Raw genomic sequence first — 26420 nt, forward strand, 5'->3', positions numbered from 1 at the left:
ACCCAGGCCGTGAAGAACCGCAAGCAGGCCCGCAGCCGCTACGGCGCGAAGATGGAGAAGAAGTAATGCCTCGCAAGGGACCTGCTCCGAAGCGCCCGGTCGTCGCCGACCCGGTCTACAACGCGCCCATCGTCAGCCAGCTGGTGAACAAGATTTTGCTCGACGGCAAGAAGGGCCTCGCAGAGCGCATCGTCTACGGCGCGCTCGAGAACGTGGCCAACAAGTCGGGCCAGGATGCCGTGACCGTGCTCAAGAAGGCGCTCGACAACGTGCGCCCCACCCTCGAGGTCCGCAGCCGCCGCGTCGGTGGCTCGACCTACCAGGTGCCGGTCGAGGTCAAGCCTCACCGTGCGAACACGCTCGCCCTCCGCTGGCTCACGAGCTACGCCAAGGCTCGTCGTGAGAAGACGATGACCGACCGCCTCACCAACGAGATCCTCGACGCTTCGAACGGCCTCGGCGCCGCGGTCAAGCGTCGTGAGGACACTCACAAGATGGCCGAGTCCAACAAGGCGTTCGCGCACTACCGCTGGTAAGAACCAGTGCCGGATGCCGCGGCCACCGCACGACGGAGGCTTGCGGCATCCGGCAACGAAATCGCTCCAACCCCACAACGGAGGAACCCCGTGGCACTCGACGTGCTCACCGACCTGAATAAGGTCCGCAACATCGGCATCATGGCGCACATCGATGCCGGAAAGACCACCACCACCGAGCGCATCCTGTTCTACACGGGTGTGAACCACAAGATCGGTGAGTCGCACGACGGTGCCGCGACCATGGACTGGATGGCGCAGGAGCAGGAGCGCGGCATCACGATCACGTCGGCCGCCACGACCTGCTTCTGGAACGGCACCCAGATCAACATCATCGACACGCCGGGCCACGTCGACTTCACCGTCGAGGTGGAGCGCTCGCTCCGCGTGCTCGACGGTGCCGTCGCCGTGTTCGACGGCAAGGAAGGTGTTGAGCCGCAGTCCGAGACGGTGTGGCGTCAGGCCGACAAGTACAACGTTCCGCGCATCTGCTTCGTCAACAAGATGGACAAGCTCGGCGCCGACTTCTACTTCACGGTCGACACCATCATCAAGCGCCTCGGCGCGAAGCCGCTCGTGCTGCAGCTGCCCATCGGCTCGGAGAGCGACTTCGTCGGCGTGGTCGACCTGGTCGAGATGAAGGCCCTCGTGTGGCCCGGCGACGCCAAGGGCGATGTGACCATGGGCGCCTCGTACGAGACGACCGAGATCCCCGCCGAGCTCAAGGAGAAGGCTGAGGAGTACCACCAGCAGCTCCTCGAGACCGTCGCCGAGACCGACGACGCGCTGCTCGAGAAGTTCTTCGGCGGCGAAGAGATCACCATCCCCGAGATCAAGGCTGCGATTCGCAAGCTCGTGATCAACAGCGAGATCTACCCGGTGCTCTGCGGCTCGGCGTTCAAGAACCGCGGCGTGCAGCCCATGCTCGACGCGGTCGTCGACTACCTCCCCAGCCCGCTCGACGTCGAGGCCGTCGAGGCCCACGACGTGCGCGACGAGGAAAAGGTCGTCGAGCGTCGTCCCGACGCGAGCGAGCCCTTCGCGGCACTCGCGTTCAAGGTCGCCGTGCACCCGTTCTTCGGTCGCCTCACCTATGTGCGCGTCTACTCGGGTCGTGCCGACTCCGGTGCCCAGGTCGTCAACTCGACCAAGGGCAAGAAGGAGCGCATCGGCAAGATCTTCCAGATGCACGCCAACAAGGAGAACCCGGTCGACAGCATCACCGCCGGGCACATCTACGCGGTCATCGGCCTGAAGGACACTACCACCGGTGACACCCTCTGTGACCCGAACAACCAGGTCGTGCTCGAGTCGATGACGTTCCCGGAGCCGGTGATCGAGGTCGCCATCGAGCCGAACACCAAGGCCGACCAGGAGAAGCTGGGCACCGCGATCCAGAAGCTCGCTGAAGAAGACCCGACGTTCCGCGTCGAGCTCAACCCCGAGACCGGCCAGACCGTCATCAAGGGCATGGGCGAGCTGCACCTCGACATCCTCGTCGACCGCATGAAGCGCGAGTTCAAGGTCGAGGCGAACGTCGGCAAGCCGCAGGTTGCGTACCGCGAGACCCTCAAGAAGACGGTCGAGAAGTACGACTACACCCACAAGAAGCAGACTGGTGGCTCCGGTCAGTTCGCGAAGGTCCAGATCTCCCTCGAGCCCATGGCGGTCGAGGGTGACAAGATCTACGAGTTCGAGAGCCAGGTCACGGGTGGCCGCGTGCCTCGCGAGTACATTCCTTCGGTGGATGCCGGCATCCGTGACGCCATGAACACCGGCGTGCTTGCGGGCTTCCCCACCGTGGGTGTGAAGGCCATCCTGGTGGATGGTGCTTACCACGACGTCGACTCCTCGGAGATGGCGTTCAAGATCGCCGGTTCGATGGCCTACAAGGAGGCCGCTCGGAAGGCGAACCCGGTTCTGCTCGAGCCGTTGATGGCCGTCGAGGTGCGCACCCCTGAGGAGTACATGGGTGACGTCATCGGCGACCTGAACTCGCGGCGCGGTCAGATCCAGTCGATGGAGGACGCCACCGGCGTCAAGGTGGTGCGTGCGAGCGTGCCGCTGTCGGAGATGTTCGGATACGTGGGCGACCTTCGGTCGAAGACCTCGGGTCGCGCCGTGTACTCGATGAGCTTCGAGTCCTACGCGGAGGTCCCGAAGGCTGTCGCCGACGAGATCGTCCAGAAGCACAAGGGCGAGTAGCCCACCGCGCGAGGGCTCGCCGAGCCCGAGTAACATAAATACACACCAACCAGTGAACGCCTCGACCATCCAGGCCGGGCGCCGACACGAGAGAGTCCTGAGGAGGACCCACAGTGGCTAAGGCCAAGTTCGAGCGGACCAAGCCGCACGTCAACATCGGAACGATCGGTCACGTCGACCACGGCAAGACCACGCTGTCTGCCGCGATCTCGAAGGTGCTTGCTGACAAGTACCCGTCGGCGACCAACGTTCAGCGCGACTTCGCGACGATCGACTCCGCTCCTGAAGAGCGCCAGCGTGGTATCACCATCAACATCTCGCACATCGAGTACGAGACGCCGAAGCGCCACTACGCGCACGTTGACGCCCCGGGTCACGCCGACTACATCAAGAACATGATCACCGGTGCCGCTCAGATGGACGGCGCGATCCTCGTGGTCGCGGCGACCGACGGCCCGATGGCTCAGACCCGTGAGCACGTGCTGCTCGCGAAGCAGGTCGGCGTTCCGTACCTCATGGTGGCCCTCAACAAGTCCGACATGGTCGACGACGAGGAGATCCTGGAGCTCGTCGAGCTCGAGGTTCGCGAGCTGCTGTCGAGCCAGGGCTTCCCCGGCGACGACGCTCCGGTGGTTCGCGTCTCGGCGCTGAAGGCGCTCGAGGGCGACGAGAAGTGGACGCAGTCGATCCTCGACCTCATGCAGGCCGCTGACGACAACATCCCCGACCCGGTGCGTGACCGCGACAAGCCGTTCCTCATGCCGATCGAAGACGTCTTCACGATCACCGGTCGTGGAACCGTCGTCACCGGTCGTGCGGAGCGCGGCACCCTCGCCATCAACTCCGAGGTCGAGATCGTCGGCATCCGCCCGACGCAGAAGACCACCGTCACCGGTATCGAGATGTTCCACAAGCAGCTCGACGAGGCATGGGCCGGCGAGAACTGTGGTCTGCTCCTCCGCGGCACCAAGCGCGAGGACGTCGAGCGCGGCCAGGTCGTCGTGAAGCCGGGTTCGGTCACCCCTCACACGCAGTTTGAGGGCACCGCCTACATCCTGTCGAAGGATGAGGGTGGCCGTCACAACCCGTTCTACGGCAACTACCGCCCGCAGTTCTACTTCCGCACCACCGACGTCACCGGCGTCATCACGCTGCCCGAGGGCACCGAGATGGTCATGCCCGGCGACACCACCGACATGACGGTTGAGCTCATCCAGCCGATCGCCATGGAGGAGGGCCTCGGCTTCGCCATCCGTGAGGGTGGCCGCACCGTGGGCGCCGGTACGGTGACCAAGATCCTCAAGTAGCACTCGCTGCAACGTCAGGGGTCGGACCTTCGGGTCCGGCCCCTTTCGCTTACCTGCCTGCCTGCCTGCCTGCCTGCACATCGGCCCGCGGCTGCACCGGGTGTCCACCCGCCGTCGCGAGGGTTTGCTGCACCCGCGACGGTTCCAACCCGCGCGACTGAAGCGAACCCTCGCGAGAGCGCCACTGCAGCAACCCTCGCGAGAGCCCCGACTGCAGCAAACCCGAGCGCATCCGTCGGGGTGCGTGCTCACGCGGTGCACACCACTCTTGGGCCGCAGGCATCCGGACCATCGTTTCCGACCCGGTGGCGCGAGGGTTCAGTGCGCCTGCGCGGGGCCCAACCCCCGCGCGTGCAGCAAACCCTCGCGACAGAGCGCGACGGTACGTGTTCACGCGGTCCACATCGCCTCTTTGGCCACAGGCATCCGGTGCCACAGTCCCCACCCGCTGTCACGAGGGTTCAGTGCACCTGCGCGGGTTCCAACCCCCGCGACTGCAGCAAACCCTCGCGCCAGTGGCCACACGCGCAACGGCGCCCGACGAGGTACGGAAGTGCCCCAAGATGCAACAGGCTGCGAGGATGCCGTGAACCCCGCCCCACGGCATCCGTGCCCCGCCCGCGACTCCCGCACGATTCCGCGGAACCGCGCGCGACACGCCCGGGTTTGCAGCAATGCGAACCATGCCGCTAAACTCGTCTAGTTCAACATTCCGCGCGCTACGCGTGGATCACTGTCAGGGCAGTGCATAGACCCGCGCCTCAGGCGCGCTGAGTCTAGGCCGCGGGCAGCAGAACACGACTTGAATCGACTTCCTCCGTTCATCGGGGAGACGTGTGTGCCTGGCGCGAGCCTGGCGTGTGCGCGCCGGGGGCGGAGTCGGTGAGATTTGACAGAAAAACAGTGGTGCGACAGCAGTAGTGCTACTACGGCGTCCAATGCAGCCCCCGGGATGTACGACGCCTTGACAGGAGAGAGAGTCAGAGATGGCGGGACAGAAGATCCGCATTCGACTGAAGTCGTATGACCATGAGGTCATCGACACCTCGGCGCGCAAGATCGTCGACACGGTGACCCGTGCAGGCGCGACCGTTGTAGGCCCGGTGCCCCTTCCCACTGAGAAGAACGTGGTCGTCGTGATCCGTTCGCCTCACAAGTACAAGGACAGCCGAGAGCACTTCGAGAAGCGCACCCACAAGCGCCTCATCGACATCATCGACCCGACGCCCAAGGCTGTCGACTCGCTGATGCGCCTCGACCTGCCCGCAGACGTCAACATCGAGATCAAGCTCTAAGGAGGAACCAGTGTCTGCTGCGAAGAAGACCACCAAGGGCCTCCTTGGCAAGAAGCTCGGCATGACCCAGGTCTGGGACGAGAACAACAAGCTCGTGCCCGTGACTGTGGTCGAGATCAGCCCCAACGTCGTCACCCAGATCCGCTCGGAAGAGGTCGACGGCTACAGCGCGGTTCAGATCGCTGCCGGTCAGATCGACCCCCGCAAGGTCAACAAGCCCGCCACCGGCCACTTCACCAAGGCCGGTGTGACCCCTCGCCGTCACCTCACGGAGCTCCGCACGTCGGATGCCGCTGAGTACTCAGTCGGCCAGGAGCTCACCGTCGACATCTTCGAGGCCGGTCAGCTGGTCGACGTCGTCGGCACCAGCAAGGGCAAGGGCTTCGCCGGTGTGATGAAGCGCCACAACTTCGCTGGTGTGAGCGCCTCGCACGGTGCTCACCGCAACCACCGCAAGCCCGGTTCGATCGGCGCCTCGGCCACCCCCGGCCGCGTGTTCAAGGGCCAGCGCATGGCGGGCCGCATGGGCGGCGACCGCGTGACGGTGCTCAACCTCAAGGTGCACTCGGTCGACGCCGAGAAGGGCCTGCTGCTGGTCAAGGGCGCCGTTCCCGGCGCGCGCGGCCGGCTCGTGTTCGTTCGCAACGCCGTGAAGGGAGCGTAGTTCTCATGGCTACCTCGATCGACGTCCTCGACGCCAACGGCAAGAAGGCCGGCTCCGTCGAGCTGCCCGCCGAGCTGTTCGACGTCCAGACCAACGTCCCGCTCATCCACCAGGTCGTCGTGGCGCAGCTCGCCGCAGCGCGCCAGGGCACTCACAAGACCAAGCGTCGTGGTGAGGTCTCCGGCGCCGGCCGCAAGCCGTTCAAGCAGAAGGGCACCGGCCGCGCCCGCCAGGGTTCGATCCGTGCCCCGCAGATGACCGGCGGTGGCGTGGTGCACGGCCCGCAGCCGCGCGACTACTCGCAGCGCACCCCCAAGAAGATGATCGCCGCCGCACTGCTCGGCGCCCTGTCCGACCGCGCTCGCGGTGGACGCGTGCACGTGGTCGAGGCGATCACCCCCGAGGGTCCTTCAACCAAGGGCGCGCTCTCGCTCCTGTCGAATGTCGCCCAGTCGAAGCACGTCCTCATCGTGCTCGAGCGCGACGACGACAACGCGTACCTCAGCGTGCGCAACCTGCCCACCGTGCACGTGCTGCCGGCCGACCAGCTGAACGCCTACGACGTGCTCGTGAGCGACGACATCGTCTTCACCAAGGCTGCGTTCGAAGCGTTCGTCGCGTCGAAGACCAAGAAGGAAGAGGTCAGCGCATAATGGCCGCTCTCAACAAGGACCCCCGCGAGATCATCATCGCCCCGGTCGTCAGCGAGAAGAGCTACGGCCTGATCGACGAGGGCAAGTACACGTTCATCGTGGACCCGCGCTCGAACAAGACCGAGATCAAGCTCGCGGTCGAGAAGATCTTCGGCGTGAAGGTCGCCTCGGTGAACACGCTGAACCGCGCCGGCAAGACCCGCCGCACCCGCTTCGGCATCGGCAAGCGCAAGGACACCAAGCGCGCGATCGTGACCCTGAAGTCGGGCTCCATCGACATCTTCACGGCTGTCGGATAAGGGACCAGAGGAACAAGACATGTCTATTCGCAAGTACAAGCCCACGACCCCTGGTCGTCGCGGTTCGTCGGTCGCGGACTTCGCCGAGGTCACCCGTTCGACCCCCGAGAAGTCGCTGCTGCGCCCGCTCGCCAAGACCGGTGGCCGCAACAACCAGGGCCGCATCACCACGCGTCACATCGGTGGCGGCCACAAGCGTCAGTACCGCGTCATCGACTTCCGTCGCAATGACAAGGACGGCGTGAACGCCAAGGTCGCGCACATCGAGTACGACCCGAACCGCACTGCGCGCATCGCGCTGCTGCACTTCGTGGACGGCACCAAGCGCTACATCATCGCGCCGAACAAGCTCAAGCAGGGCGACATCGTCGAGTCGGGTCCGTCGGCTGACATCAAGCCCGGCAACAACCTGCCGCTGAAGAACATCCCGGTCGGTACGGTCGTTCACGCAATCGAGCTGAAGCCCGGTGGCGGTGCCAAGATCGCGCGTTCCGCCGGGGCATCCGTTCGTCTCGTGGCGAAGGAAGGCCCGTACGCCCAGCTGCGCATGCCCTCGGGCGAGATCCGCAACGTCGACGCGCGCTGCCGCGCGACCGTCGGCGAGGTCGGTAACGCCGAGCAGGCGAACATCAACTGGGGCAAGGCCGGCCGTATGCGCTGGAAGGGCGTCCGCCCGACCGTGCGCGGTGTCGCGATGAACCCGATCGACCACCCGCACGGTGGTGGTGAGGGCAAGACCTCCGGTGGTCGCCACCCGGTAAGCCCGTGGGGTCAGCCTGAGGGCCGCACCCGCAAGCCGAACCTCGAGAGCGACAAGCTCATCGTTCGTCGTCGCACCGTCGGTAAGAAGCGCAAGTAGGAGTTGTAGAAGATGCCACGCAGTCTGAAGAAGGGCCCCTTCGTCGACGAGCACCTGCTTCGCAAGGTCGTCACGCAGAACGAGGCCAACACCAAGAACGTCATCAAGACCTGGTCGCGCCGGTCGATGATCGTGCCCTCGATGCTCGGTCACACCATCGCCGTGCACGACGGTCGCAAGCACATCCCGGTGTTCGTCACCGAGACCATGGTCGGGCACAAGCTCGGCGAGTTCGCGCCCACCCGCACCTTCCGTGGACACGTGAAGGACGACAAGAAGGGCCGTCGCCGCTGACGCGGTGACGTGAGGAGGAAAGAAACATGGTGGAGTCGATCGCACGCGTGCGACACATCCGCGTTACGCCTCAGAAGGCCCGCCGCGTCGTCAACATGATCCGCGGCAAGCAGGCCTCCGAGGCCCTGGCCATCCTGAAGTTCGCCCCCCAGGGCGCGAGCGAGCCCGTGTACAAGCTGGTCGCCTCGGCGATCGCCAACGCACGGGTCAAGGCGGATGCCGCCGGCGCCTACCTGGACGAGCAAGACCTGTACATCGCGAAGGCATTCGTCGACGAGGGCACCACCCTCAAGCGTTTCCAGCCGCGCGCGCAGGGTCGTGCCTTCCGTATCAACAAGCGCACCAGCCACATCACTGTTGTGCTCGCCACGCCTGAGGAGGGTACGAAGTAAATGGGCCAGAAAGTAAACCCGTACGGCTTCCGGCTCGGTATCACCACCGACCACGTGTCGCGGTGGTTCTCCGACAGCACCAAGGCCGGCCAGCGCTACGCCGACTACGTTGAGGAAGACGTCAGGATCCGCCGGATGCTGACGAAGGACCTCGACCGCGCGGGCGTGTCCCGCATCGAGATCGAGCGCACCCGTGACCGCGTGCGTGTGGACATCCACACCGCTCGCCCGGGTATCGTCATCGGCCGCCGCGGCGCCGAGGCCGAGCGCATCCGCGCCGACCTCGAGAAGCTCACCGGCAAGCAGATCCAGCTCAACATCCTCGAGGTGAAGAACCCCGAGGCCGACGCACAGCTGGTCGCCCAGGGCATCGCCGAGCAGCTCAGCGCCCGCGTGGCCTTCCGCCGCGCGATGCGCAAGGGTCTGCAGGGCGCGCAGCGCGCCGGCGCCAAGGGTGTCCGCATCCAGGTGTCGGGTCGTCTCGGCGGCGCCGAGATGAGCCGTTCGGAGTTCTACCGCGAGGGCCGGGTGCCGCTGCACACGCTCCGCGCGAACATCGACTACGGCTTCTACGAGGCCCGCACCACCTTCGGCCGCATCGGCGTGAAGGTCTGGATCTACAAGGGCGACATCACCAACAAGGAACTTGCCCGCGAGCAGGCCAACCAGAAGCCTTCGCGCGAGCGTCGTGATGGCGGACGCCGTGGCCCCCGCGCCGAGCAGCCCGCCGCTGCAGGAGTTGAGGCGTAACCATGCTTATTCCCCGTCGAGTCAAGTACCGCAAGCAGCACCACCCGGGCCGCAGCGGTCAGGCCTCGGGTGGCACCAAGGTCACGTTCGGTGACTTCGGCATCCAGGCCCTCACCCCCGCCTACGTGACCAACCGTCAGATCGAGGCCGCTCGTATCGCGATGACCCGTCACATCAAGCGTGGTGGAAAGGTGTGGATCAACATCTACCCCGACCGTCCGCTGACCAAGAAGCCCGCCGAGACCCGCATGGGTTCGGGTAAGGGCTCGCCCGAGTGGTGGGTCGCGAACGTCAAGCCGGGTCGCGTCCTGTTCGAGGTCGCCGGTGTGAACGAGGAACTCGCTCGCGAGGCCCTGACCCGTGCTATCCACAAGCTGCCCCTCAAGGCACGCATCATCAAGCGCGAGGAGGGCGACGCGTAATGGCGATCGGTTCCAAGGAGTTCGCACCCGCCGAGCTCGACACGTTCGAAGACGACCGGCTGGCTGACGCCCTGAAGAAGTCGAGGGAAGAGCTCTTCAACCTTCGCTTCCAGGCGGCGACCGGCCAGCTGGAGAACCACGGCCGCCTCCGTGCGGTCAAGCGCGACATCGCTCGCATCTACACGGTGATCCGTGAGCGCGAGCTCGGTATTCGTGCCACCCCCGCCCCGGTCGAGGCTCCCGCCAAGGCCGAGAAGAAGAGCAAGGCCAAGAAGGATGCCGCTGAGTCGGCCGCTCCCGAGGCCGCTGAGACCGAGGAGACCAAGTAATGGCTGAGGCCGAGAAGAAGGTCGCCGCCGAGGATCTCGTGCGCGGCTACCGCAAGACGCAGCGCGGCTACGTCGTCAGCGACAAGATGGACAAGACTATCGTCGTCGAGGTCGAGGACCGCAAGAAGCACCCGCTGTACGGCAAGGTCATGCGTCGTACGTCGAAGCGCAATGTGCACGACGAGAACAACACCGCCGGCATCGGCGACCTCGTGGTCATCGCTGAGACCCGTCCCTTGAGCGCTACCAAGCGCTGGCGCCTGGTCGAGATCGTCGAGAAGGCCAAGTAAGCCCCTGGGCTTGCTTCGATAAGGAGTTCAGAACGTGATTCAGCAGGAATCCAGGCTCAAGGTCGCCGACAACACCGGCGCGAAGGAGCTGCTGACCATCCGTGTGCTCGGAGGGTCTGGCCGCCGCTACGCCGGCCTCGGCGACATCATCGTGGCGACCGTGAAGGATGCCATCCCCGGCGGCAACGTCAAGAAGGGCGATGTCGTCAAGGCGGTCATCGTGCGGTCCAAGAAGAACACCCGCCGTCCCGACGGGTCGTACATCAAGTTCGACGAGAACGCCGCCGTGATCCTGAAGAACGACGGGGAGCCGCGCGGCACCCGCATCTTCGGACCGGTCGGCCGTGAGCTTCGCGACAAGAAGTTCATGAAGATCGTCTCGCTGGCCCCGGAGGTCATTTAGTCATGGCAAACATCAAGAAGGGTGACCTCGTGCAGGTCATCAGCGGCGCCACGCAGGCCCGCGGCGGTGACCGTGGCAAGCAGGGTCGCGTCATCTCGGTGATCCCCGAGAAGAACCGCGTGGTCGTCGAGGGCATCAACCTCGTCACCAAGCACGTTCGCGTGGGCCAGACCCAGCGCGGCACCAAGACCGGTGGCATCGAGACGCACGAGGCGCCGATCCACGTGTCGAACGTCGCGCTGGTCGACCCCAAGACCAAGAAGCCGACCCGCGTGGGCTTCCGTACCGAGACGGTGGAGAAGAACGGTGTCACCAAGACCGTTCGCGTCCGCTACTCCAAGAAGTCAGGTGAGACCCTCTGATGAGCAACACTGCCGCTGTGGCTGGCAAAATCCAGCCGCGCCTCAAGCAGAAGTACCGCAGCGAGATCATCGCGCAGCTGACTGAGCAGTTCGGCTACTCGAACGTGAACCAGGTGCCGGGTCTTGTGAAGATCGTCGTCAACACCGGTGTCGGTGAGGCGGCTCGCGACAGCAAGGTGATCGAGGGCGCCGTGCGCGACCTCGCCGCGATCACCGGCCAGAAGCCGCAGGTGACCAAGGCCCGCAAGTCGATCGCGCAGTTCAAGCTGCGTGACGGCATGCCGATCGGCGCGCACACCACCCTTCGCGGTGACCGCGCGTGGGAGTTCCTCGACCGCCTGCTCTCGCTGGCCCTGCCTCGCATCCGCGACTTCCGCGGCCTGTCGCCGAAGCAGTTCGACGGCAACGGCAACTACACCTTCGGCTTGCAGGAGCAGTCGGTGTTCCACGAGATCGACCAGGACAAGATCGACCGCGTGCGCGGCTTCGACATCACGGTCGTGACCACTGCCAAGACGGACGAAGAAGGTCGTGCGCTCCTCCGGGCGCTCGGATTCCCCTTCAAGGCCGACGACGCGAGCTGAGCACTACAACCGAATAGCAATCCGCCCAGGTCGGCATCCGCGGAACGGGTGTCGATACCAGACGAGAGAGAGAACCTTCCCTCATGACCATGACAGATCCGGTCGCAGACATGCTGACCAGACTGCGCAACGCGAACTCGGCTCACCACGAGTCGGTGTCGCTTCCCAGCAGCAAGCTGAAGTCCAACATCGCCCAGATCCTCAAGCGTGAGGGATACATCGCCGACTGGAAGGTCGAAGACGCCCGCGTCGGTCAGACCCTGACGTTGGACCTCAAGTACGGCCAGAACCGTGAGCGCTCGATCTCGGGCATCAAGCGCGTGTCGAAGCCCGGCCTCCGCGTGTACGCGCGCTCGACCGAGATCCCCACCGTCATGGGTGGCCTCGGCATCGCCATCCTGTCGACCTCCTCGGGGCTCCTCACCGACCGCGAGGCGAGCAAGAAGGGCGTGGGTGGGGAAGTCCTCGCCTACGTGTGGTGATCGGCCATGTCACGTATTGGACGTCTTCCCATTCCCGTCCCCGCCGGCGTCACCATCTCGGTCGACGGCTCGGACGTCACCGTCAAGGGCCCGAAGGGTGAGCTGAAGCTCGCCGTCGCCAGCCCCATCGAGGTCAAGGTCGAAGAGGGCCAGGTGCTCGTCACCCGTCCCGACGACGAGCGCGAGTCGCGCTCGCTGCACGGCCTGACCCGCACGCTCATCAACAACCAGATCATCGGTGTGACCGAGGGCTACTCCAAGGGCCTCGAGGTCGTCGGCACCGGCTACCGCGTGCAGCAGAAGGGTGCGGCCATCGAGTTCGCGCTCGGCTTCTCGCACCCGGTCACGGTTGAGCCGCCGGCGGGCATCACGTTCGCCGTCGAGGGCAACAACAAGATCACCGTCAGCGGCATCGACAAGCAGGCCGTCGGTGAGGTTGCAGCGAACATCCGCAAGATCCGCAAGCCCGAGCCGTACAAGGGCAAGGGCGTGCGCTACGCCGGCGAGGTCGTGCGCCGCAAGGCCGGAAAGGCTGGTAAGTAATGGCAATCGGAACGCGAGGCAAGAGCAAGTCCGCCGCGAAGGACCGTCGCCACGCGCGTCTGCGCAAGAAGATCGCGGGTTCGGCCGAGCGTCCGCGCCTGGTCGTCACCCGCTCGTCGCGGCACGTGTTCGTGCAGGTCGTCGACGACACCAAGGGTGTGACGCTGGCGTCGGCTTCGACCATGGAAGCCGACCTGCGCGCACTCGACGGCGACAAGACCGCCAAGGCACGCCGTGTCGGTGAGCTGGTGGCCGGTCGTGCGAAGGATGCCGGCATCGAATCGGTCGTCTTCGACCGTGGAGGCAGCCGCTACGCGGGTCGCGTGGCCGCGGTCGCCGAGGGAGCTCGAGAGGGTGGACTGAACCTGTGAGCGAGAACAACAAGGAGCAAGAAGTGGTTGCAGAGGCACCCGTGGAGACGGCAGCGTCTTCCGAGCCGACCAACGAGCCTCGTGAGGCCCGTCGTGGCAGCCGCGAGCGCAACCCCAACCGTGAGCGCGGCAGCCGCGACGCCGAGAAGAGCCAGTTCCTCGAGCGCGTCGTCACGATCAACCGCGTGTCGAAGGTCGTGAAGGGCGGTCGTCGCTTCAGCTTCACCGCGCTAGTCGTCGTGGGCGATGGCAACGGTCTCGTCGGCGTCGGTTACGGCAAGGCCCGTGAGGTGCCGACGGCGATCTCGAAGGGCGTCGAAGAGGCGAAGAAGAACTTCTTCCGCGTGCCTCGCGTGCGTGCCACCATCCCTCACCCCGTGCAGGGCGAGGCGGCGGCGGGCGTGGTGCTGCTGCGCCCCGCAGCCGCCGGTACCGGTGTTATCGCCGGCGGTCCGGTGCGCGCGGTGCTCGAGTGCGCCGGCATCCACGATGTGCTGAGCAAGTCGCTCGGTTCGTCGAACACCATCAACATCGTTCACGCGACTGTTGAGGCCCTCAAGCAGCTCGAGGAGCCCCGCGCGGTCGCAGCGCGCCGCGGCCTCGAGTTCGACGAGGTCGCCCCGGCCCGCCTGGTGCGCGCCGAGGCCGAAGCGAAGGCAGGTGCATGATGGCCGCTCGCCTCAAGATCACGCAGATCAAGGGCAAGATCAGTGAGAAGCAGTACCAGCGCGACACGCTGCGCAGCCTTGGGCTGAAGCGCATCGGCGATGTGGTGGTACGCGAGGACAACGCACAGAACCGTGGGTATGTGCGCACCGTCGCTCACCTGGTGAAGGTCGAGGAGATTGACTGATGGCTGACGAAGAAGCCAAGAAGAAGGCCCCGGCCGAGAAGGCCGCCAAGGCCCCGGCTGAGAAGGCCACCGCCGAGAAGAAGGCGCCCGCCAAGAAGGCCGACGCTGCCAAGGCAGACGAGACCAAGAAGGCTCCTGCGAAGAAGGCTGAGAAGACGGATGCCGTCGAGCCTCGCCCGCAGGTGCTGAAGGTGCACCACCTTCGCCCCGCCGCGGGCGCGAAGAAGGAGCGCACCCGCGTTGGTCGCGGTGAGGGCTCGAAGGGTAAGACCGCGGGTCGCGGCACCAAGGGCACCAAGGCCCGCTACCAGGTGAAGCCCGGCTTCCAGGGCGGCCAGCTCAACATGGTGATGCGCGCTCCCAAGCTGCGCGGGTTCAAGAACCCGTTCCGCGTGGAGTACCAGGCGGTCAACCTCGAGAAGCTCGCTGAGCTCTACCCCAACGGTGGCGACGTCACCATCGGCGACCTGATCGCCAAGGGCGTCGTTCGCAAGAACGAGAAGGTCAAGGTTCTCGGCCAGGGCGACATTACGGTTAAGCTGAATGTTGCTGTCGACAAGGTCTCCAGCTCGGCTGAGCAGAAGATCGTCGCGGCCGGCGGCACCGTCAAGTAGTCGTTCCGTGGGGGCGGCTCACATCTGAGCCGCCCCCATAACGACGTTCGCCACCCTGGAGGCCCCGTGTTTCGTGCTGTAGCGCGGATTTTCCGTACTCCCGACCTTCGCAGGAAGATCGGGTTCACGCTCGGCATCGTCGCCCTCTTCCGGCTCGGCTCGTTCATCCCCGCGCCGTTCGTCGACTATGCGAACGTTCAGACCTGTCTTGCCGGCAACGCCGGCACCTCCGGGCTCTATGAGCTCGTCAATCTCTTCAGCGGTGGCGCGCTCCTCCAGCTCTCGGTGTTCGCGCTCGGCATCATGCCGTACATCACCGCGTCGATCATCGTGCAGCTGCTGCGCGTGGTCATCCCTCACTTCGAGACCCTCTACAAGGAGGGTCAGGCCGGTCAGGCCAAGCTGACGCAGTACACGCGCTACCTCACCATCGCGCTCGGCGTGCTGCAGTCGACCACGCTCATCACGGTGACGCGCAGCGGCGCCCTGTTCGGCGCCTCGGGCGTCGCCGAGTGCAGCCAGCTCATCAGCGACCCGTCGTGGTACGCGACCCTGCTCATGGTCATCACCATGACCGCGGGCACCGGCCTCATCATGTGGATGGGCGAGCTCATCACCGAGCGCGGCATCGGCAACGGCATGTCGCTGCTCATCTTCACCTCGATCGCAGCGACCTTCCCGAGCGCGCTCTGGTCGATCGCCGTGGCCGAGTCGTTCGAGATCTTCCTCGTCGTGATCGCGATCGGGCTTGTCATCATGACCGCGGTCGTGTTCGTGGAGCAGTCGCAGCGCCGCGTTCCCGTGCAGTACGCGAAGCGGATGGTCGGGCGTCGCACTTACGGCGGCAACAACACCTACATCCCCATCAAGGTCAACATGGCCGGCGTCATCCCGGTCATCTTCGCCTCGTCGCTGCTGTACCTGCCTGCGCTGATCGCCCAGTTCAATCAGCCCGCGTCAGGGCAGAGCCCTGCCGAGTGGGTCGTCTGGATCCAGAACAACTTCACCTCGGGCGACAACCCGCTCTACATGGCGGTCTACTTCCTGCTCATCATCGGCTTCACGTACTTCTACGTCGCGATCACCTTCAACCCCGAAGAGGTCGCCGAGAACATGAAGAAGTACGGCGGCTTCATCCCCGGCATCCGCGCCGGCCGTCCCACGGCCGAGTACCTCGACTACGTGCTCACGCGCGTGACGCTGCCGGGCTCCATCTACCTCGGCATCGTGGCGCTGATCCCGCTGATCGCGCTCGCCACCGTCGGGGCGAACCAGAACTTCCCGTTCGGCGGCGCAAGCATCCTGATCATCGTCGGCGTAGGCCTCGAGACGGTGAAGCAGATCGACGCGCAGCTGCAGCAGCGACACTACGAAGGGCTCCTCCGATGACCGACGCACACCCCTCAAGCGCCTCCGGCGTGCGCCTGCTCATCATCGGTCCTCCTGGGGCAGGCAAGGGCACGCAGGCCGCGCGGCTCAGCGAGTCGTTCGGCATCCCGGCGATCTCGACCGGCGACATCTTCCGCGCGAATGTCAGCGCCCAGACACCCCTCGGCATCGAGGCGAAGTCGTACATGGATCGCGGCGAGTACGTGCCCGATTCACTCACGAACGCGATCGTCGCCGACCGGCTCACCTGGGATGACGCTGCGAGCGGCTTCCTGCTCGACGGGTACCCCCGCACGCTCGACCAGGTGGTCGAGCTCGACCGCATCCTTGAAGCCGAGGGCGCCCAGCTCGACGCGGTAGTGCTGCTGACCGCCGACACCGACGAGGTCGTCGCGCGACTCCTCAAGCGCGCGGTCGAGCAGGGGCGCGCCGACGACACCGAAGACGTGATCCGTCGTCGCCTCGAGGTGTACGCCGAGCAGACGGCGCCGCTCATCGAGGTCTACGCGAAGCGCGGACTCGTCGGCGAGGTCGACGGCCTGGGCAGTGTCGAAGACGTCACGGCTCGCATTCTCGAAGCCCTCGCTGCCCGGGGCATCGCCGTCACCGCCTGATGGTTCGTTTCCGAGGTCGGGGCATCTACAAGACGCCCGACGAGTTGCGAGCCATGGTGCGTCCGGGCGAGGTCACGGCCGCGTCGCTCGCCGCGGTGCGCGAGGCGATCCGGCCGGACGTCACCACGCTCGAGCTCGACCGCATCGCCGAGCAGACAATCCGCTCGCTGGGCGGCCAACCCAACTTCGCGCTCGTTCCCGGCTACTCGCACACGGTGTGCGCTTCGGTCAATGAGGCGGTCGTGCACGGCATCCCCGACGAGCGCCGCCTCGAGCCGGGCGACATCATCTCCATCGACAGCGGCGCCCTCGTCGACGGCTGGAACGGCGACTCGGCCATCACTGTAGTGCTGCCGGATGCCGACCGCCCCGCGCTCGTCGAGGAGCGGCAGCGGCTCTCGAAGGTCACCGAGCATTCACTCTGGGCCGGTATCGCGGCACTGGCGAGCGCCAAGCACCTGAACGAGGTGGGCGCCGCGATCGAGGCCGATATCCGACGCGAGGGCCAGTACGGCATCCTCGAGGAGTACATCGGGCACGGCATCGGGCGATCGATGCACGAAGATCCGCCCGTGTTCAACTACGCCGTGAGCGGCAAGGGCCCCGCCGTCAAGCCGGGTCTCGTCGTCGCGATCGAGCCCATGGTCACGCTCGGCGGAATCGACACCCGGGTGCTCGACGACGAGTGGACGGTCGTGACCGCCGACGGTTCGGCGAGCTCGCACTGGGAGCACTCGGTCGCCGTGCACGCGGACGGCATCTGGGTGCTCACCGCCGAAGACGGGGGAGCGGCCGGGCTCGCCGAGTTCGGCGTCGCACCTGTGCCGATCCCCTGAGCGACTCCCGCTCCGACACCCCGACGCCCCGCGCGCCGGGGAGGTGCGGTCGGGGAAGTATAGCCCGCAAGTGGCGATTACGTGGGAAATCACGTAAGCTTGAGCGTTGGTGTCGGGCGTGGCGTGAGCCTTGCCAAAACACCGAACGCATGACCAGCAGTACGAATTCTTAGCGACAGTGAGGCTATGGCCAAAAAAGACGGCGTCATCGAGATCGAGGGGTCGGTGCTCGAAGCACTTCCCAACGCGATGTTCCGGGTGGAACTGACCAACGGGCACAAGGTGCTCGCTCACATCTCGGGCAAGATGCGCCAGCACTACATCCGCATCCTTCCTGAGGATCGGGTCATCGTCGAACTGAGCCCCTACGACCTCACCCGCGGTCGCATCGTCTACCGCTACAAGTAATCGTCTGCTGGAAAGGAACGGCCCAGGCCACCGTCTGGGTACGAGGCCAGCGATCCAAGGAACCAATATGAAGGTCAACCCCAGCGTCAAGCCGATCTGCGACAAGTGCAAGGTGATCCGTCGCCACGGCAACGTCATGGTGATCTGCGAGAACCCCCGCCACAAGCAGCGTCAGGGCTGATCGGACGGGCCTCGACGGCCCGACGACCGGCATCTGCCGCGCAGCGGACGCACTGCGCTCGCGCAGAGACTCACAACTCAATAGCAACCAGGCAACACCACAAAGCGAGGGCGTCCGCGGACGCTCGCGTGGACACCCCGGGGCGGAGGCCCGGGCACCGGTGCTGTCCCATACCTCCACTCACTCCCAGGAGAAGCCAATATGGCACGTCTTGCCGGCGTCGACATCCCGCGCGAGAAGCGCGTGGAAGTCGCACTGACGTATATCTACGGTGTCGGCCGTACCCGCTCGCTGAAGACCCTCGCTGACACCGGGATCGACGGCAACACCCGCGTGAAGGATCTGTCTGACGATCAGCTCGTCGCCCTTCGCGATTACATCGAAGGCAACTTCAAGGTCGAGGGTGATCTCCGCCGCGAGGTCGCCGCCGACATCCGCCGCAAGGTCGAGATCGGCAGCTACGAGGGCCTCCGCCACCGCAAGGGCCTGCCCGTGCGCGGTCAGCGCACCAAGACCAACGCGCGTACCCGCAAGGGCCCGAAGCGCACCGTCGCCGGCAAGAAGAAGGCGCGCTAGGCCCCGGCCCGCGCTCCAAGGACTCCAGGAGTAGAAGACACCTATGGCAACACCGAAGTCGGCCGCGCGCAAGCCCCGCCGCAAGGACAAGAAGAACGTCGCGATGGGCCAGGCGCACATCAAGAGCACGTTCAACAACACCATCGTCTCGATCACCGACCCGAGCGGCGCAGTCATCAGCTGGGCATCGTCGGGCGGCGTGGGCTTCAAGGGCTCGCGCAAGTCGACGCCCTACGCCGCGCAGATGGCCGCCGAGTCGGCTGCGCGTCAGGCGCAGGAGCACGGCATGAAGAAGGTCGACGTCTTCGTGAAGGGCCCGGGCTCGGGCCGCGAGACCGCCATCCGCTCGCTGCAGGCAGCGGGCCTCGAGGTCGGCTCGATCAACGACGTCACCCCGCAGGCGCACAACGGATGCCGCCCGCCCAAGCGCCGTCGCGTCTGAGCACCAGTCTCCCGTGATGCACGGTGGCCGGAGCGGCAACGACTCCGGCCACCGTGCGTCGCGATACAACTCAACACAACCGACCGGCTCGTCGCCCGGCAAACCCTCCTCACAGGTGTCATATAGCGGACACCTTGCCGAAAGGAACAAGTAGTGCTCATTGCACAGCGCCCCACTCTCACGGAAGAGAACATCTCGGAGTTCCGCTCGCGGTTCGTCATCGAGCCGCTCGAGCCGGGCTTCGGCTACACCCTCGGCAACTCGCTGCGTCGCACGCTGCTCTCGTCCATCCCGGGCGCGGCAGTCACCAGCATCCGCATCGATGGCGTGCTCCACGAGTTCACGACCGTCGAGGGTGTGAAGGAAGACGTCACCGAGATCATCCTGAACATCAAGCAGCTGGTCGTCTCCAGCGAGCACGACGAGCCGATCACCGCCTACCTGCGCAAGCAGGGTGCCGGCCAGGTGACCGCCGCCGACATCTCGGCTCCCGCCGGTGTGGAGATCCACAACCCTGAGCTCGTCATCGCGACGCTCAATGACAAGGCCAAGTTCGAGCTCGAGTTGACCATCGAGCGCGGTCGCGGCTATGTGTCGGCGACCCAGAACCGCAGCGAGTTCAGCGAGGCCGGTCAGATTCCGGTCGACTCGATCTACTCGCCGGTCCTCAAGGTCACCTACAAGGTCGAGGCCACTCGTGCCGGTGAGCGCACCGACTTCGACCGCCTCGTCGTCGACGTCGAGACCAAGCCCGCGATCAGCCCGCGCGACGCGATCGCGTCGGCCGGCAAGACGCTGGTGGAGCTCTTCGGCCTCGCCCGCGAGCTGAACACTGCTGCTGAGGGCATCGAGATCGGGCCTGCTCCGGTCGACGTCGTCATGTCGAACGAGCTCAGCATGCCGATCGAAGACCTCGACCTCTCGGTGCGCAGCTACAACTGCCTGAAGCGTGAGGGCATCAACTCGGTGAGCGAGCTCGTCGCCCTCTCGGAGGCCCAGCTGATGAACATCCGCAACTTCGGGCAGAAGTCGGTGGATGAGGTCAAGGACAAGCTTGTCGAGCTCGGCCTGTCGCTGAAGGATGCGGTTCCCGGTTTCGACGGGGCCCACTTCTACGGCGGCTACGACGACGAGAACAACTGATCACGTCGTCGTGACGCCGACGACTTTCTGACAACGGAGAAACCAAGAAATGCCTAAGCCCAACAAGGGACCCCGCCTCGGTGGCGGACCGGCGCACGAGCGCCTGCTGCTGGCGAACCTCGCCGCGCAGCTCTTCACCCACAAGAGCATCAAGACCACCGAGACCAAGGCGAAGCGGCTGCGCCCCTACGCCGAGCGCCTCATCACCTTCGCCAAGCGCGGCGACCTGCACTCGCGCCGTCGTGTGCTCCAGGTGATCACCGACAAGAGCGTCGTGCACGAGCTGTTCACGCAGATCGCGCCGCTGGTCGAAGAGCGTGAGGGCGGCTACACCCGCATCACCAAGCTCGGCTTCCGCAAGGGCGACAACGCTTCGATGGCGCAGATCGAGCTCGTGCTCGAGCCGGTCGTGAAGAAGAAGGCCGCGGCGAAGAAGGCCGACGCGCCCGCTGCTGAGGCGCCTGCCGCCGACGAGCCGGCTGCCGACGAGACCGTAGTTGAGGAAGCGGCCGACGAGACCGCTGCTGACGCGACGGAGACCGAGACGACGGATGCTGCTGACGCGCCCGCTGCTGACGCGCCCGCCGCTGAGGAAGCTCCGGCCGACGCCGAAGAAGGCGCCGACGAGGCCAAGTAGCCCAGCGCCCCGCAGTACTGCAGAAGGCCCCGCCCCTGATGGAGCGGGGTCTTTCGCTGTCCGGGGCACTGATGTCGGCGCGCAGTGCCGCTCCCGGAGTTCGCCTCGTGCGCGTGCTGATTCGCCTACTGGGGCAAGTCGCCGAGCCAGTAGTCGTGCCGGTCGAGTACCGGCGGCAGCAGCGCGAGGCGCTGCAGCGCGTCGCGGAGCGCCGACGCGTACACGGCGCCGGCGGCATCCCCTCCCGCATGGATCTGATCGCGCGCCAGGAGATCGAGCCTGGGGGCGATCGCATCGCGCCAGTTGGCGAGCTCCACGTTGCGATAGCGCTGCGCGAACTCGCTGAGCGCGGCGTTCACCTCGGGCGTCCAGCCCCGCGGCGCCTGCACATTGACGAGCACGATGCGCCGCTCCGGGCCGGCGATCTCTCGCACCTGCTCGAGCGTGTCCATACCGATCGAGCCGTTCGTGCCGAGACCGACGACGATCGTGTCGCGGAGCGTGCCGGCGTCCTTCTCCTGCTGCAACAGCTCCGGTGCCTGTCGCATCTGGCGTGAGACGACGGCGTCGACCCGGATGCCGGGGAACTGCGCCTGCAGTTGAGGCACGACCGCCAGCATGACCGAGTCGCCGATGGCGGTGATCTGGTCGCCGCTCGGGAGCGCCGCTGAATCTGCACGGTCTACCGGAGAGGTCGAGCCGGCCCCGGCTTCGCCAGCCCCTGCTTCTGACCCATCGTCCCGCTGTGCGTCGCCACCGCGCGGCCCCGAGGATGCCGTGTCGTCGAGCGCAGCTTGACCGCGCGCGATCTGCGATTGCGCACTGCTCGTGCCGGGATCGAGCGCGATCGCCACGACGGTTGCAGTGCCCGCGGCTGCCACCACCGCCGTGATAGCGGCCGCGGCGATGCGACTGCGCGGGGCATCCCAGGCTCGCCGGTACGCGCTGAGCGTCGCGCGGAAGCCCAGGCGCCGCACTGGCTGCTCGACGAAGCGATACGACAGTTCGGCGGCCACCACCGTGATGGCGAGTGACAGTGCAGCGAGCTGCCACATGAACTCCGCTCCCTGCCAGGTGGGCAGCGCGTCGAGCAGCAGCACGTACACGGGCCAATGCCAGAGGTAGAGGCCGTAGCTCCGCGTGCCGATCCAGCGGAACGGCGCCCACTCGAGCGCTCGGCCGAGAGCGGAGCCGGGTGCGACGGCGGCGGCCAGCACGAGAGCGGTGAGCAGCGACACGGCAACAAGCCCACCGCGATAGGCGAAGAGGGCGTCACCGTCGAGCCATACGAACGCCGCGACGATTCCCATGATCGCGACCGACGCGGCGGGCATGAGCAGCGGGCGCACGGCGCGCGGCCAGCGCCCGACGGCATCCGGCCAGCCTCCCATCAGCAGCGCCACGATGATGCCGATGGTGAGCCCGAAGCTGTGGGTGTCGGTGCCGAAGTAGACCCGGGTCGGGTCGGCCGGGTCCACGAGCAGCCCCATGGCGACGGCGGATGCTGCCGCTGCAGCGGCGACGAGCGCTACCCGAACCCAGCGTCGGCGAACCACCAGCAGCGCGAGCAGCACCAGCGGCCATGCCAGGTAGAACTGCTCCTCCACAGCGAGCGACCAGAGGTTGCGGAGCAGTTCCGGCGAGGTGGAGTCGAAGTACGAGTTGCCGTCGGCGATCGCGAGCCAGTTGTAGCTGAACGTCGCAGTGCCGAGCACCTGCCAGCCGAGCTTGTGCAGCGCGTCGCCGCCGATGGCGAGCGCCGCACTCGCCGTGACGACGACGAGGAGCCCGATCGCCGGCAGCAAGCGGCGGGCGCGGCGCCGCCAGAAATCGACGAGGTCGATGCGCCCCGAGCGCGCGTGCTCGCGCAGCAGCAGCGTGGTGATCAGGAACCCGCTGATGACGAAGAACAGGTCGACGCCCAGGAACCCGCCCGGCAGCACCCCGGGCAGCAGATGGAACGCCAGCACTGCGGTGACGGCAACGGCGCGCATACCGTCCAGTCCCAGCAGCCGCCCGGCGTTTCGAGCGGTCGACGGTCCAGCCGTCTGAGCGGCGTTGAGGTTGGGAGACTGGGCGGCGTGGACTTCGGGCATGGGAGACCTGGGCTCGAGCGAGGCGGCAACCAGCCTAGGCGGGCGTCGCTGAGAACCGCCGCTGGGCGGCGCGCGTTCTAGACTTCGGGACGATGAACGGTCAGGAAGGCGCGACGGCGAACGCGACGCTCGGTGAAGTGCGCTTGCGCCTCTCCATCGCCTACGACGGCACCGACTTCGCCGGCTGGGCCAGGCAGCCTCGCCTGCGTACCGTGCAGGGCGAGTTGGAGCGCGCGCTCGACACGGTGCTTCCTGGACGCCACCACCGCTTGACGGTCGCAGGGCGGACGGATGCCGGGGTGCACGCAACCGGGCAGCTCGCGCACCTCGACCTGACACCTGATGAGCTCGCGGTGCTCGCCAAGCAGCGCAGCCGCTCGCACGCGCGCCCGCTCGCTCCCGAGGAGGCGCTCCGTCGCAGGATCAACGGGCTCGCCGGGCACGCTGACGACCTCATCGTCTCGACCATCGACCGCGCGCCAGAGGGGTTCGACGCGCGGTTCTCGGCGGTGTGGCGGCGGTACCAGTACCGCGTGGCGGATGATCTCGGCATCCGTGATCCCCTCCAGCGCCATTCCACCGTCTGGGTCAGCGGTCGGCTCGATGTGGAAGCCATGGATGCCGCAGCCAGGTCGCTGCTCGGCCTGCACGATTTCGCGAGCTTCTGCAAGCCGCGCGACGGCGCGACGACGATCCGCACGCTGCAGTCGTTCGGCTGGCACCGCGACGCAGCGGGGGTGCTCGTCGCCGAGGTGCAGGCCGACGCGTTCTGCCACAGCATGGTGCGCGCGCTGGTCGGCGCGTGCGTCGCGGTGGGGGAGGGGCGCATCGGCCTGGACGAAGTGCCGGGCATCCTGCAGGCACGCGAGCGCACGAACCGATTCCATGTGATGCCGGCGAAGGGTCTGACGCTCACCCAGGTGGGGTACCCGCCCGACGACCAGCTGGCCGCTCGCGCAGAGCAGACGCGCGCGCGGCGTTCGGAGTGAACTCGGCGCTCCGGGCCCGCTGGCGCTGACCCGGGCCTCGGTGCTGAAGCAAGACCGGGCGCGCTGTAGGGGTCGGCACCGGCGCGGTATTGCCAGTGCTGCGGGAATGCTAGACTTTCCCGTTGGTGTCTGCCGTCGGCAGGCATCCGGTTGAGCCCTCCACCCGAGCGTTCACAGCGATCCGCTGCAGAACGCCCGACCGGAGCGGGATTCACGAACACCTCGACAAGAAAGCCGTAGCACTGTGACGCGCACGTTCACCCCCACGCCCGCTGACATCCAGCGCGACTGGGTCGTCATCGACGCCACCGACGTTGTGCTCGGTCGTCTCGCAAGCCACACCGCAGCCCTGCTGCGTGGCAAGCACAAGGCGACCTTCGCCCCGCACATCGACATGGGCGACTTCGTCATCATCATCAACGCCGAGAAGGTCGCCCTGACCGGCGCCAAGCTCGAGAAGAAGAAGGCGTACCGCCACTCGGGTTACCCGGGCGGCCTCACTGCCACCACCTACGCGGAGCTGCTCGAGAAGCACCCCGTTCGCGCCGTCGAGAAGGCTGTGCGCGGCATGCTCCCGAAGAACTCGCTGGGCCGCGCTCAGATCAAGAAGCTGAAGGTGTACGCGGGTGCCGAGCACCCTCACGCCGCGCAGCAGCCCACGCCGTACACCCTTGACCAGGTCGCCCAGTAAGCGCGCCGGATAGGACCAGAGAGACTCCCATGGCGAAGATCGCAGACTCCATCGACCAGGCTCCCGAGAGCTTCACGACCGAGACGCCGGCCGCTGCCGCCGCCTCGACCCCCCGCCCCGTGCTCAACGTGTCGGGTGCCGCAGTGGGCCGCCGCAAGGAGGCCATCGCTCGCGTGCGCCTCGTGCCGGGCAGCGGCAAGGCCACGGTCAACGGCCGTGCGCTCGAAGAGTACTTCCCCAACAAGCTCCACCAGCAGCTGATCAACGACCCCTTCAAGGTGCTCGACCTGCTCGGCAGCTACGACCTCACCGCGCGCATCACCGGCGGCGGCCCCTCGGGCCAGGCCGGCGCGCTGCGCCTCGCCGTTGCCCGTGCGCTCAACGAGATCGACCGTGAGAATAACCGCCCGACCCTCAAGAAGGCCGGCTTCCTCACGCGCGACGCACGCATCATCGAGCGCAAGAAGGCCGGTCTGAAGAAGGCCCGCAAGGCCTCGCAGTTCTCGAAGCGCTGATCGTCCCGCGCATCCAGGGACGTCATGCCTCGACTATTCGGCACTGACGGGGTCCGGGGCCTGGCCAACGGTGCACTCACCGCTGACCTGGCCCTGGGCCTCGCCCAGGCGGCCGCGGTCGTCCTGACCCAGGGACGGCACGCTGCCGAACGCCGGCGCTACGGGCGTCGGCCCGTCGCCGTGCTCGCGCGCGACCCTCGCGTGTCGGGGGAGTTCATCTCCTCGGCGGTCGCCGCAGGGCTCGCGAGCTCCGGCATCGACGTGCTCGACGCTGGCGTCATCCCGACCCCGGCCGCTGCGTTCCTCATCGCCGACATCGACGCCGACTTCGGTGTGATGGTGTCGGCATCCCACAACCCCGCGCCTGACAACGGCATCAAGTTCTTCGCGCGCGGTGGTCAGAAGCTTCCTGATGAGGTTGAAGACCGCATCGAAGCCGCGCTCGCGGCGCCGAAGCTCGCACCCACCGGCGCAGGCGTCGGCCGCATCCGCCGCTTCGCGGATGCCGAAGACCGCTACGTCGTGCACCTGCTCGGCACGCTCCCCAACCGGCTCGGCGGCATCAAGGTCGTGCTCGACTGCGCCCACGGAGCCGCAGCGGGCGTATCGCCACAGGCATTCGCGGATGCCGGCGCCGATGTCACGGTCATCGGTGCAGATCCCGACGGCCTCAACATCAACGACGGCGTCGGTTCGACGCACCTCGACAAGCTCGCAGAAGCGGTCGTCTCGCTGGGCGCCGACGTGGGAATCGCCCATGATGGCGACGCCGACCGGTGCCTCGCCGTCGATCGCGACGGCAAGATCATCGATGGCGACCAGATCATGGCGATCCTCGCGCTCTCAATGGCCGAACGCGGCAAGCTCGCCGAACAGACTCTCGCGGTCACCGTCATGAGCAATCTCGGCCTGCGCCGGGCCATGGCAGCTCATGGCATCTCGCTCGTCGAGACGAAGGTGGGCGACCGCTATGTGCTCGAGGCGCTCAACGAGCGCGGTCTCTCGCTGGGCGGTGAGCAGTCGGGTCACGTGATCATGACCGAGTTCGCCACGACTGGCGATGGCGTGCTCACAGGCCTGCACCTCGTCGCCGAGATGGCTCGCACCGGCAAGTCGATCGCCGAACTTGCCTCGGTCATGACGGTCATGCCGCAGGTGCTCGTCAATGTGCGCGGCGTCGACCATCTGCGGATGAGCGAAGACGAGGGCATCGCCGAAGCTGTTCGAGCCGCAGAGGCCCGGCTCGGCGACACAGGACGCGTGCTGCTGCGCCCGTCGGGAACCGAGCCCATGGTGCGTGTCATGGTCGAAGCCGCGGATCAGGCCACGGCCCAGCAGACCGCCGACGGGCTCGCGGATGTCGTCCGGGAGCGCCTCGCCGTCTAACGGCCAGACG

37 protein-coding genes and 1 pseudogene are annotated in these 26420 nt (G+C 66.5%); 37 read left to right on the forward strand and 1 reads right to left on the reverse strand.

Going from position 1 to position 26420, the window contains the following annotated elements; translation table 11 throughout:
- The 33 genes and pseudogenes from QF206_RS06215 to rplQ all read left to right on the forward strand — a co-directional run.
- A pseudogene (locus tag QF206_RS06215) lies at positions 1–66 on the forward strand (30S ribosomal protein S12); the annotation flags it as partial.
- Positions 66–536, forward strand: a complete 471-nt coding sequence (gene rpsG / locus QF206_RS06220) for a 30S ribosomal protein S7 (protein ID WP_281488346.1) — start codon at positions 66–68, stop codon at positions 534–536. The pseudogene QF206_RS06215 and the gene rpsG, both read left to right, overlap by 1 nt.
- Positions 537–626: 90 nt before the next feature.
- Complete coding sequence (fusA, locus tag QF206_RS06225) at positions 627–2741, forward strand: elongation factor G (RefSeq protein WP_281488347.1); 2115 nt, start codon at positions 627–629, stop codon at positions 2739–2741.
- Positions 2742–2854: 113 nt separating this feature from the next.
- Entirely contained in the window at positions 2855–4048 is a 1194-nt protein-coding gene (tuf, locus tag QF206_RS06230; RefSeq protein WP_281488348.1) for an elongation factor Tu, read from the forward strand.
- A gap of 986 nt (positions 4049–5034) precedes the next feature.
- Positions 5035–5343, forward strand: coding sequence for a 30S ribosomal protein S10 (rpsJ, locus tag QF206_RS06235; RefSeq protein ID WP_027479364.1), 309 nt, complete (start codon positions 5035–5037; stop codon positions 5341–5343).
- 10 nt (positions 5344–5353) lie between these two features.
- Positions 5354–6007 carry a 50S ribosomal protein L3 gene (rplC, locus tag QF206_RS06240; protein ID WP_281488349.1) on the forward strand — a complete coding sequence of 218 codons (654 nt, stop codon included), beginning with the start codon at positions 5354–5356 and terminating at the stop codon, positions 6005–6007.
- 5 nt (positions 6008–6012) lie between these two features.
- On the forward strand, positions 6013–6660 hold the full coding sequence (gene rplD / locus QF206_RS06245) for a 50S ribosomal protein L4 (protein ID WP_281488350.1): 648 nt from the start codon (positions 6013–6015) through the stop codon (positions 6658–6660).
- A complete protein-coding gene (gene rplW, locus QF206_RS06250) occupies positions 6660–6959 on the forward strand; it encodes a 50S ribosomal protein L23 (RefSeq protein WP_281488351.1) in 300 nt (99 codons plus the stop codon). Before rplD ends, rplW begins: the two co-directional genes overlap by 1 nt.
- A 19-nt stretch (positions 6960–6978) precedes the next feature.
- Positions 6979–7818, forward strand: coding sequence for a 50S ribosomal protein L2 (gene rplB, locus QF206_RS06255; RefSeq protein WP_281488352.1), 840 nt, complete (start codon positions 6979–6981; stop codon positions 7816–7818).
- 12 nt (positions 7819–7830) lie between these two features.
- The gene (gene rpsS / locus QF206_RS06260; RefSeq protein WP_281488353.1) at positions 7831–8112 is read left to right on the forward strand and encodes a 30S ribosomal protein S19; all 282 of its coding nucleotides are present in this window, start codon (positions 7831–7833) and stop codon (positions 8110–8112) included.
- Positions 8113–8138: 26 nt separating this feature from the next.
- Positions 8139–8504: a 50S ribosomal protein L22 gene (gene rplV / locus QF206_RS06265; protein ID WP_281488354.1), complete on the forward strand. Its 366-nt coding sequence runs from the start codon at positions 8139–8141 to the stop codon at positions 8502–8504.
- Complete coding sequence (rpsC, locus tag QF206_RS06270; RefSeq protein ID WP_281488355.1) at positions 8505–9254, forward strand: 30S ribosomal protein S3; 750 nt, start codon at positions 8505–8507, stop codon at positions 9252–9254.
- A gap of 2 nt (positions 9255–9256) precedes the next feature.
- Positions 9257–9676, forward strand: coding sequence for a 50S ribosomal protein L16 (gene rplP / locus QF206_RS06275; protein WP_281488356.1), 420 nt, complete (start codon positions 9257–9259; stop codon positions 9674–9676).
- The gene (gene rpmC / locus QF206_RS06280) at positions 9676–10005 is read left to right on the forward strand and encodes a 50S ribosomal protein L29 (protein ID WP_281488357.1); all 330 of its coding nucleotides are present in this window, start codon (positions 9676–9678) and stop codon (positions 10003–10005) included. Before rplP ends, rpmC begins: the two co-directional genes overlap by 1 nt.
- Positions 10005–10295, forward strand: a complete 291-nt coding sequence (rpsQ, locus tag QF206_RS06285; protein ID WP_281488358.1) for a 30S ribosomal protein S17 — start codon at positions 10005–10007, stop codon at positions 10293–10295. Before rpmC ends, rpsQ begins: the two co-directional genes overlap by 1 nt.
- A gap of 34 nt (positions 10296–10329) precedes the next feature.
- Positions 10330–10698: a 50S ribosomal protein L14 gene (gene rplN / locus QF206_RS06290; RefSeq protein ID WP_281488359.1), complete on the forward strand. Its 369-nt coding sequence runs from the start codon at positions 10330–10332 to the stop codon at positions 10696–10698.
- Between the two features lie 2 nt (positions 10699–10700).
- Positions 10701–11060 carry a 50S ribosomal protein L24 gene (gene rplX / locus QF206_RS06295; RefSeq protein ID WP_281488360.1) on the forward strand — a complete coding sequence of 120 codons (360 nt, stop codon included), beginning with the start codon at positions 10701–10703 and terminating at the stop codon, positions 11058–11060.
- On the forward strand, positions 11060–11644 hold the full coding sequence (rplE, locus tag QF206_RS06300) for a 50S ribosomal protein L5 (RefSeq protein ID WP_281488361.1): 585 nt from the start codon (positions 11060–11062) through the stop codon (positions 11642–11644). The genes rplX and rplE overlap by 1 nt, the downstream gene beginning before the upstream one ends.
- A gap of 83 nt (positions 11645–11727) precedes the next feature.
- Positions 11728–12126: a 30S ribosomal protein S8 gene (gene rpsH / locus QF206_RS06305; RefSeq protein ID WP_281488362.1), complete on the forward strand. Its 399-nt coding sequence runs from the start codon at positions 11728–11730 to the stop codon at positions 12124–12126.
- Positions 12127–12132: 6 nt separating this feature from the next.
- The gene (gene rplF, locus QF206_RS06310; protein ID WP_281488363.1) at positions 12133–12669 is read left to right on the forward strand and encodes a 50S ribosomal protein L6; all 537 of its coding nucleotides are present in this window, start codon (positions 12133–12135) and stop codon (positions 12667–12669) included.
- A complete protein-coding gene (rplR, locus tag QF206_RS06315; protein WP_281488364.1) occupies positions 12669–13040 on the forward strand; it encodes a 50S ribosomal protein L18 in 372 nt (123 codons plus the stop codon). Before rplF ends, rplR begins: the two co-directional genes overlap by 1 nt.
- On the forward strand, positions 13037–13708 hold the full coding sequence (gene rpsE, locus QF206_RS06320; protein ID WP_281488365.1) for a 30S ribosomal protein S5: 672 nt from the start codon (positions 13037–13039) through the stop codon (positions 13706–13708). The genes rplR and rpsE overlap by 4 nt, the downstream gene beginning before the upstream one ends.
- On the forward strand, positions 13708–13893 hold the full coding sequence (gene rpmD / locus QF206_RS06325; RefSeq protein ID WP_281488366.1) for a 50S ribosomal protein L30: 186 nt from the start codon (positions 13708–13710) through the stop codon (positions 13891–13893). The genes rpsE and rpmD overlap by 1 nt, the downstream gene beginning before the upstream one ends.
- The gene (gene rplO, locus QF206_RS06330; protein ID WP_281488367.1) at positions 13893–14507 is read left to right on the forward strand and encodes a 50S ribosomal protein L15; all 615 of its coding nucleotides are present in this window, start codon (positions 13893–13895) and stop codon (positions 14505–14507) included. The genes rpmD and rplO overlap by 1 nt, the downstream gene beginning before the upstream one ends.
- A gap of 66 nt (positions 14508–14573) precedes the next feature.
- Positions 14574–15896, forward strand: coding sequence for a preprotein translocase subunit SecY (gene secY, locus QF206_RS06335; RefSeq protein WP_281488368.1), 1323 nt, complete (start codon positions 14574–14576; stop codon positions 15894–15896).
- The gene (locus QF206_RS06340; RefSeq protein ID WP_281488369.1) at positions 15893–16510 is read left to right on the forward strand and encodes an adenylate kinase; all 618 of its coding nucleotides are present in this window, start codon (positions 15893–15895) and stop codon (positions 16508–16510) included. The genes secY and QF206_RS06340 overlap by 4 nt, the downstream gene beginning before the upstream one ends.
- A complete protein-coding gene (gene map, locus QF206_RS06345) occupies positions 16510–17346 on the forward strand; it encodes a type I methionyl aminopeptidase (RefSeq protein ID WP_281488370.1) in 837 nt (278 codons plus the stop codon). Before QF206_RS06340 ends, map begins: the two co-directional genes overlap by 1 nt.
- Before the next feature lie 186 nt (positions 17347–17532).
- Positions 17533–17754 (forward strand): translation initiation factor IF-1, encoded by a 222-nt coding sequence (gene infA, locus QF206_RS06350; protein WP_017885509.1) that lies wholly within the window; start codon positions 17533–17535, stop codon positions 17752–17754.
- A 67-nt stretch (positions 17755–17821) separates the two neighbouring features.
- On the forward strand, positions 17822–17935 hold the full coding sequence (gene rpmJ / locus QF206_RS06355; protein ID WP_047561540.1) for a 50S ribosomal protein L36: 114 nt from the start codon (positions 17822–17824) through the stop codon (positions 17933–17935).
- 201 nt (positions 17936–18136) lie between these two features.
- Positions 18137–18511: a 30S ribosomal protein S13 gene (rpsM, locus tag QF206_RS06360; RefSeq protein ID WP_281488371.1), complete on the forward strand. Its 375-nt coding sequence runs from the start codon at positions 18137–18139 to the stop codon at positions 18509–18511.
- A gap of 43 nt (positions 18512–18554) precedes the next feature.
- A complete protein-coding gene (gene rpsK / locus QF206_RS06365; protein ID WP_281488372.1) occupies positions 18555–18953 on the forward strand; it encodes a 30S ribosomal protein S11 in 399 nt (132 codons plus the stop codon).
- A gap of 153 nt (positions 18954–19106) precedes the next feature.
- Complete coding sequence (locus QF206_RS06370) at positions 19107–20096, forward strand: DNA-directed RNA polymerase subunit alpha (RefSeq protein ID WP_281488373.1); 990 nt, start codon at positions 19107–19109, stop codon at positions 20094–20096.
- Positions 20097–20145: 49 nt separating this feature from the next.
- Positions 20146–20733 (forward strand): 50S ribosomal protein L17, encoded by a 588-nt coding sequence (gene rplQ / locus QF206_RS06375; RefSeq protein WP_281488374.1) that lies wholly within the window; start codon positions 20146–20148, stop codon positions 20731–20733.
- A 125-nt stretch (positions 20734–20858) separates the two neighbouring features.
- On the opposite strand, the gene QF206_RS06380 is transcribed toward rplQ, so the two are convergent.
- Positions 20859–22829 carry an acyltransferase family protein gene (locus QF206_RS06380; protein WP_281488375.1) on the reverse strand — a complete coding sequence of 657 codons (1971 nt, stop codon included), beginning with the start codon at positions 22827–22829 and terminating at the stop codon, positions 20859–20861.
- A 92-nt stretch (positions 22830–22921) separates the two neighbouring features.
- Between QF206_RS06380 and truA the strand changes: the two genes are divergently transcribed.
- The 4 genes from truA to glmM all read left to right on the forward strand — a co-directional run bounded on the left by truA (position 22922) and on the right by glmM (position 26410).
- Positions 22922–23818, forward strand: coding sequence for a tRNA pseudouridine(38-40) synthase TruA (gene truA / locus QF206_RS06385; RefSeq protein WP_281488376.1), 897 nt, complete (start codon positions 22922–22924; stop codon positions 23816–23818).
- A 244-nt stretch (positions 23819–24062) separates the two neighbouring features.
- Positions 24063–24509, forward strand: coding sequence for a 50S ribosomal protein L13 (gene rplM, locus QF206_RS06390; protein ID WP_281488377.1), 447 nt, complete (start codon positions 24063–24065; stop codon positions 24507–24509).
- 29 nt (positions 24510–24538) lie between these two features.
- Entirely contained in the window at positions 24539–25024 is a 486-nt protein-coding gene (gene rpsI / locus QF206_RS06395) for a 30S ribosomal protein S9 (RefSeq protein WP_281488378.1), read from the forward strand.
- Between the two features lie 24 nt (positions 25025–25048).
- Positions 25049–26410 (forward strand): phosphoglucosamine mutase, encoded by a 1362-nt coding sequence (gene glmM / locus QF206_RS06400; protein WP_281488379.1) that lies wholly within the window; start codon positions 25049–25051, stop codon positions 26408–26410.
- The last annotated feature ends 10 nt before the right edge of the window (positions 26411–26420 follow it).

Source organism: Ruicaihuangia caeni (assembly GCF_029952955.1).
In the GTDB taxonomy this organism is placed as follows: Bacteria; Actinomycetota; Actinomycetes; order Actinomycetales; family Microbacteriaceae; genus Ruicaihuangia; species Ruicaihuangia caeni.

Bases quoted from the DNA above. Each gene is read 5' to 3' on its own strand.
- rpsG (WP_281488346.1), top strand. From the start codon at position 66: ATGCCTCGCAAGGGACCTGCTCCGAAGCGCCCGGTCGTCGCCGACCCG.
- rpsJ (WP_027479364.1), top strand. From the start codon at position 5,035: ATGGCGGGACAGAAGATCCGCATTCGACTGAAGTCGTATGACCATGAG.
- rplD (WP_281488350.1), top strand. From the start codon at position 6,013: ATGGCTACCTCGATCGACGTCCTCGACGCCAACGGCAAGAAGGCCGGC.
- rplW (WP_281488351.1), top strand. From the start codon at position 6,660: ATGGCCGCTCTCAACAAGGACCCCCGCGAGATCATCATCGCCCCGGTC.
- rplB (WP_281488352.1), top strand. From the start codon at position 6,979: ATGTCTATTCGCAAGTACAAGCCCACGACCCCTGGTCGTCGCGGTTCG.
- rpsS (WP_281488353.1), top strand. From the start codon at position 7,831: ATGCCACGCAGTCTGAAGAAGGGCCCCTTCGTCGACGAGCACCTGCTT.
- rplV (WP_281488354.1), top strand. From the start codon at position 8,139: ATGGTGGAGTCGATCGCACGCGTGCGACACATCCGCGTTACGCCTCAG.
- rpsC (WP_281488355.1), top strand. From the start codon at position 8,505: ATGGGCCAGAAAGTAAACCCGTACGGCTTCCGGCTCGGTATCACCACC.
- rplP (WP_281488356.1), top strand. From the start codon at position 9,257: ATGCTTATTCCCCGTCGAGTCAAGTACCGCAAGCAGCACCACCCGGGC.
- rpmC (WP_281488357.1), top strand. From the start codon at position 9,676: ATGGCGATCGGTTCCAAGGAGTTCGCACCCGCCGAGCTCGACACGTTC.
- rpsQ (WP_281488358.1), top strand. From the start codon at position 10,005: ATGGCTGAGGCCGAGAAGAAGGTCGCCGCCGAGGATCTCGTGCGCGGC.
- rplX (WP_281488360.1), top strand. From the start codon at position 10,701: ATGGCAAACATCAAGAAGGGTGACCTCGTGCAGGTCATCAGCGGCGCC.
- rplE (WP_281488361.1), top strand. From the start codon at position 11,060: ATGAGCAACACTGCCGCTGTGGCTGGCAAAATCCAGCCGCGCCTCAAG.
- rpsH (WP_281488362.1), top strand. From the start codon at position 11,728: ATGACCATGACAGATCCGGTCGCAGACATGCTGACCAGACTGCGCAAC.
- rplF (WP_281488363.1), top strand. From the start codon at position 12,133: ATGTCACGTATTGGACGTCTTCCCATTCCCGTCCCCGCCGGCGTCACC.
- rplR (WP_281488364.1), top strand. From the start codon at position 12,669: ATGGCAATCGGAACGCGAGGCAAGAGCAAGTCCGCCGCGAAGGACCGT.
- rpmD (WP_281488366.1), top strand. From the start codon at position 13,708: ATGGCCGCTCGCCTCAAGATCACGCAGATCAAGGGCAAGATCAGTGAG.
- rplO (WP_281488367.1), top strand. From the start codon at position 13,893: ATGGCTGACGAAGAAGCCAAGAAGAAGGCCCCGGCCGAGAAGGCCGCC.
- QF206_RS06340 (WP_281488369.1), top strand. From the start codon at position 15,893: ATGACCGACGCACACCCCTCAAGCGCCTCCGGCGTGCGCCTGCTCATC.
- map (WP_281488370.1), top strand. From the start codon at position 16,510: ATGGTTCGTTTCCGAGGTCGGGGCATCTACAAGACGCCCGACGAGTTG.
- infA (WP_017885509.1), top strand. From the start codon at position 17,533: ATGGCCAAAAAAGACGGCGTCATCGAGATCGAGGGGTCGGTGCTCGAA.
- rpmJ (WP_047561540.1), top strand. From the start codon at position 17,822: ATGAAGGTCAACCCCAGCGTCAAGCCGATCTGCGACAAGTGCAAGGTG.
- rpsM (WP_281488371.1), top strand. From the start codon at position 18,137: ATGGCACGTCTTGCCGGCGTCGACATCCCGCGCGAGAAGCGCGTGGAA.
- rpsK (WP_281488372.1), top strand. From the start codon at position 18,555: ATGGCAACACCGAAGTCGGCCGCGCGCAAGCCCCGCCGCAAGGACAAG.
- rplQ (WP_281488374.1), top strand. From the start codon at position 20,146: ATGCCTAAGCCCAACAAGGGACCCCGCCTCGGTGGCGGACCGGCGCAC.
- QF206_RS06380 (WP_281488375.1), bottom strand. From the start codon at position 22,829: ATGCCCGAAGTCCACGCCGCCCAGTCTCCCAACCTCAACGCCGCTCAG.
- truA (WP_281488376.1), top strand. From the start codon at position 22,922: ATGAACGGTCAGGAAGGCGCGACGGCGAACGCGACGCTCGGTGAAGTG.
- rpsI (WP_281488378.1), top strand. From the start codon at position 24,539: ATGGCGAAGATCGCAGACTCCATCGACCAGGCTCCCGAGAGCTTCACG.
- glmM (WP_281488379.1), top strand. From the start codon at position 25,049: ATGCCTCGACTATTCGGCACTGACGGGGTCCGGGGCCTGGCCAACGGT.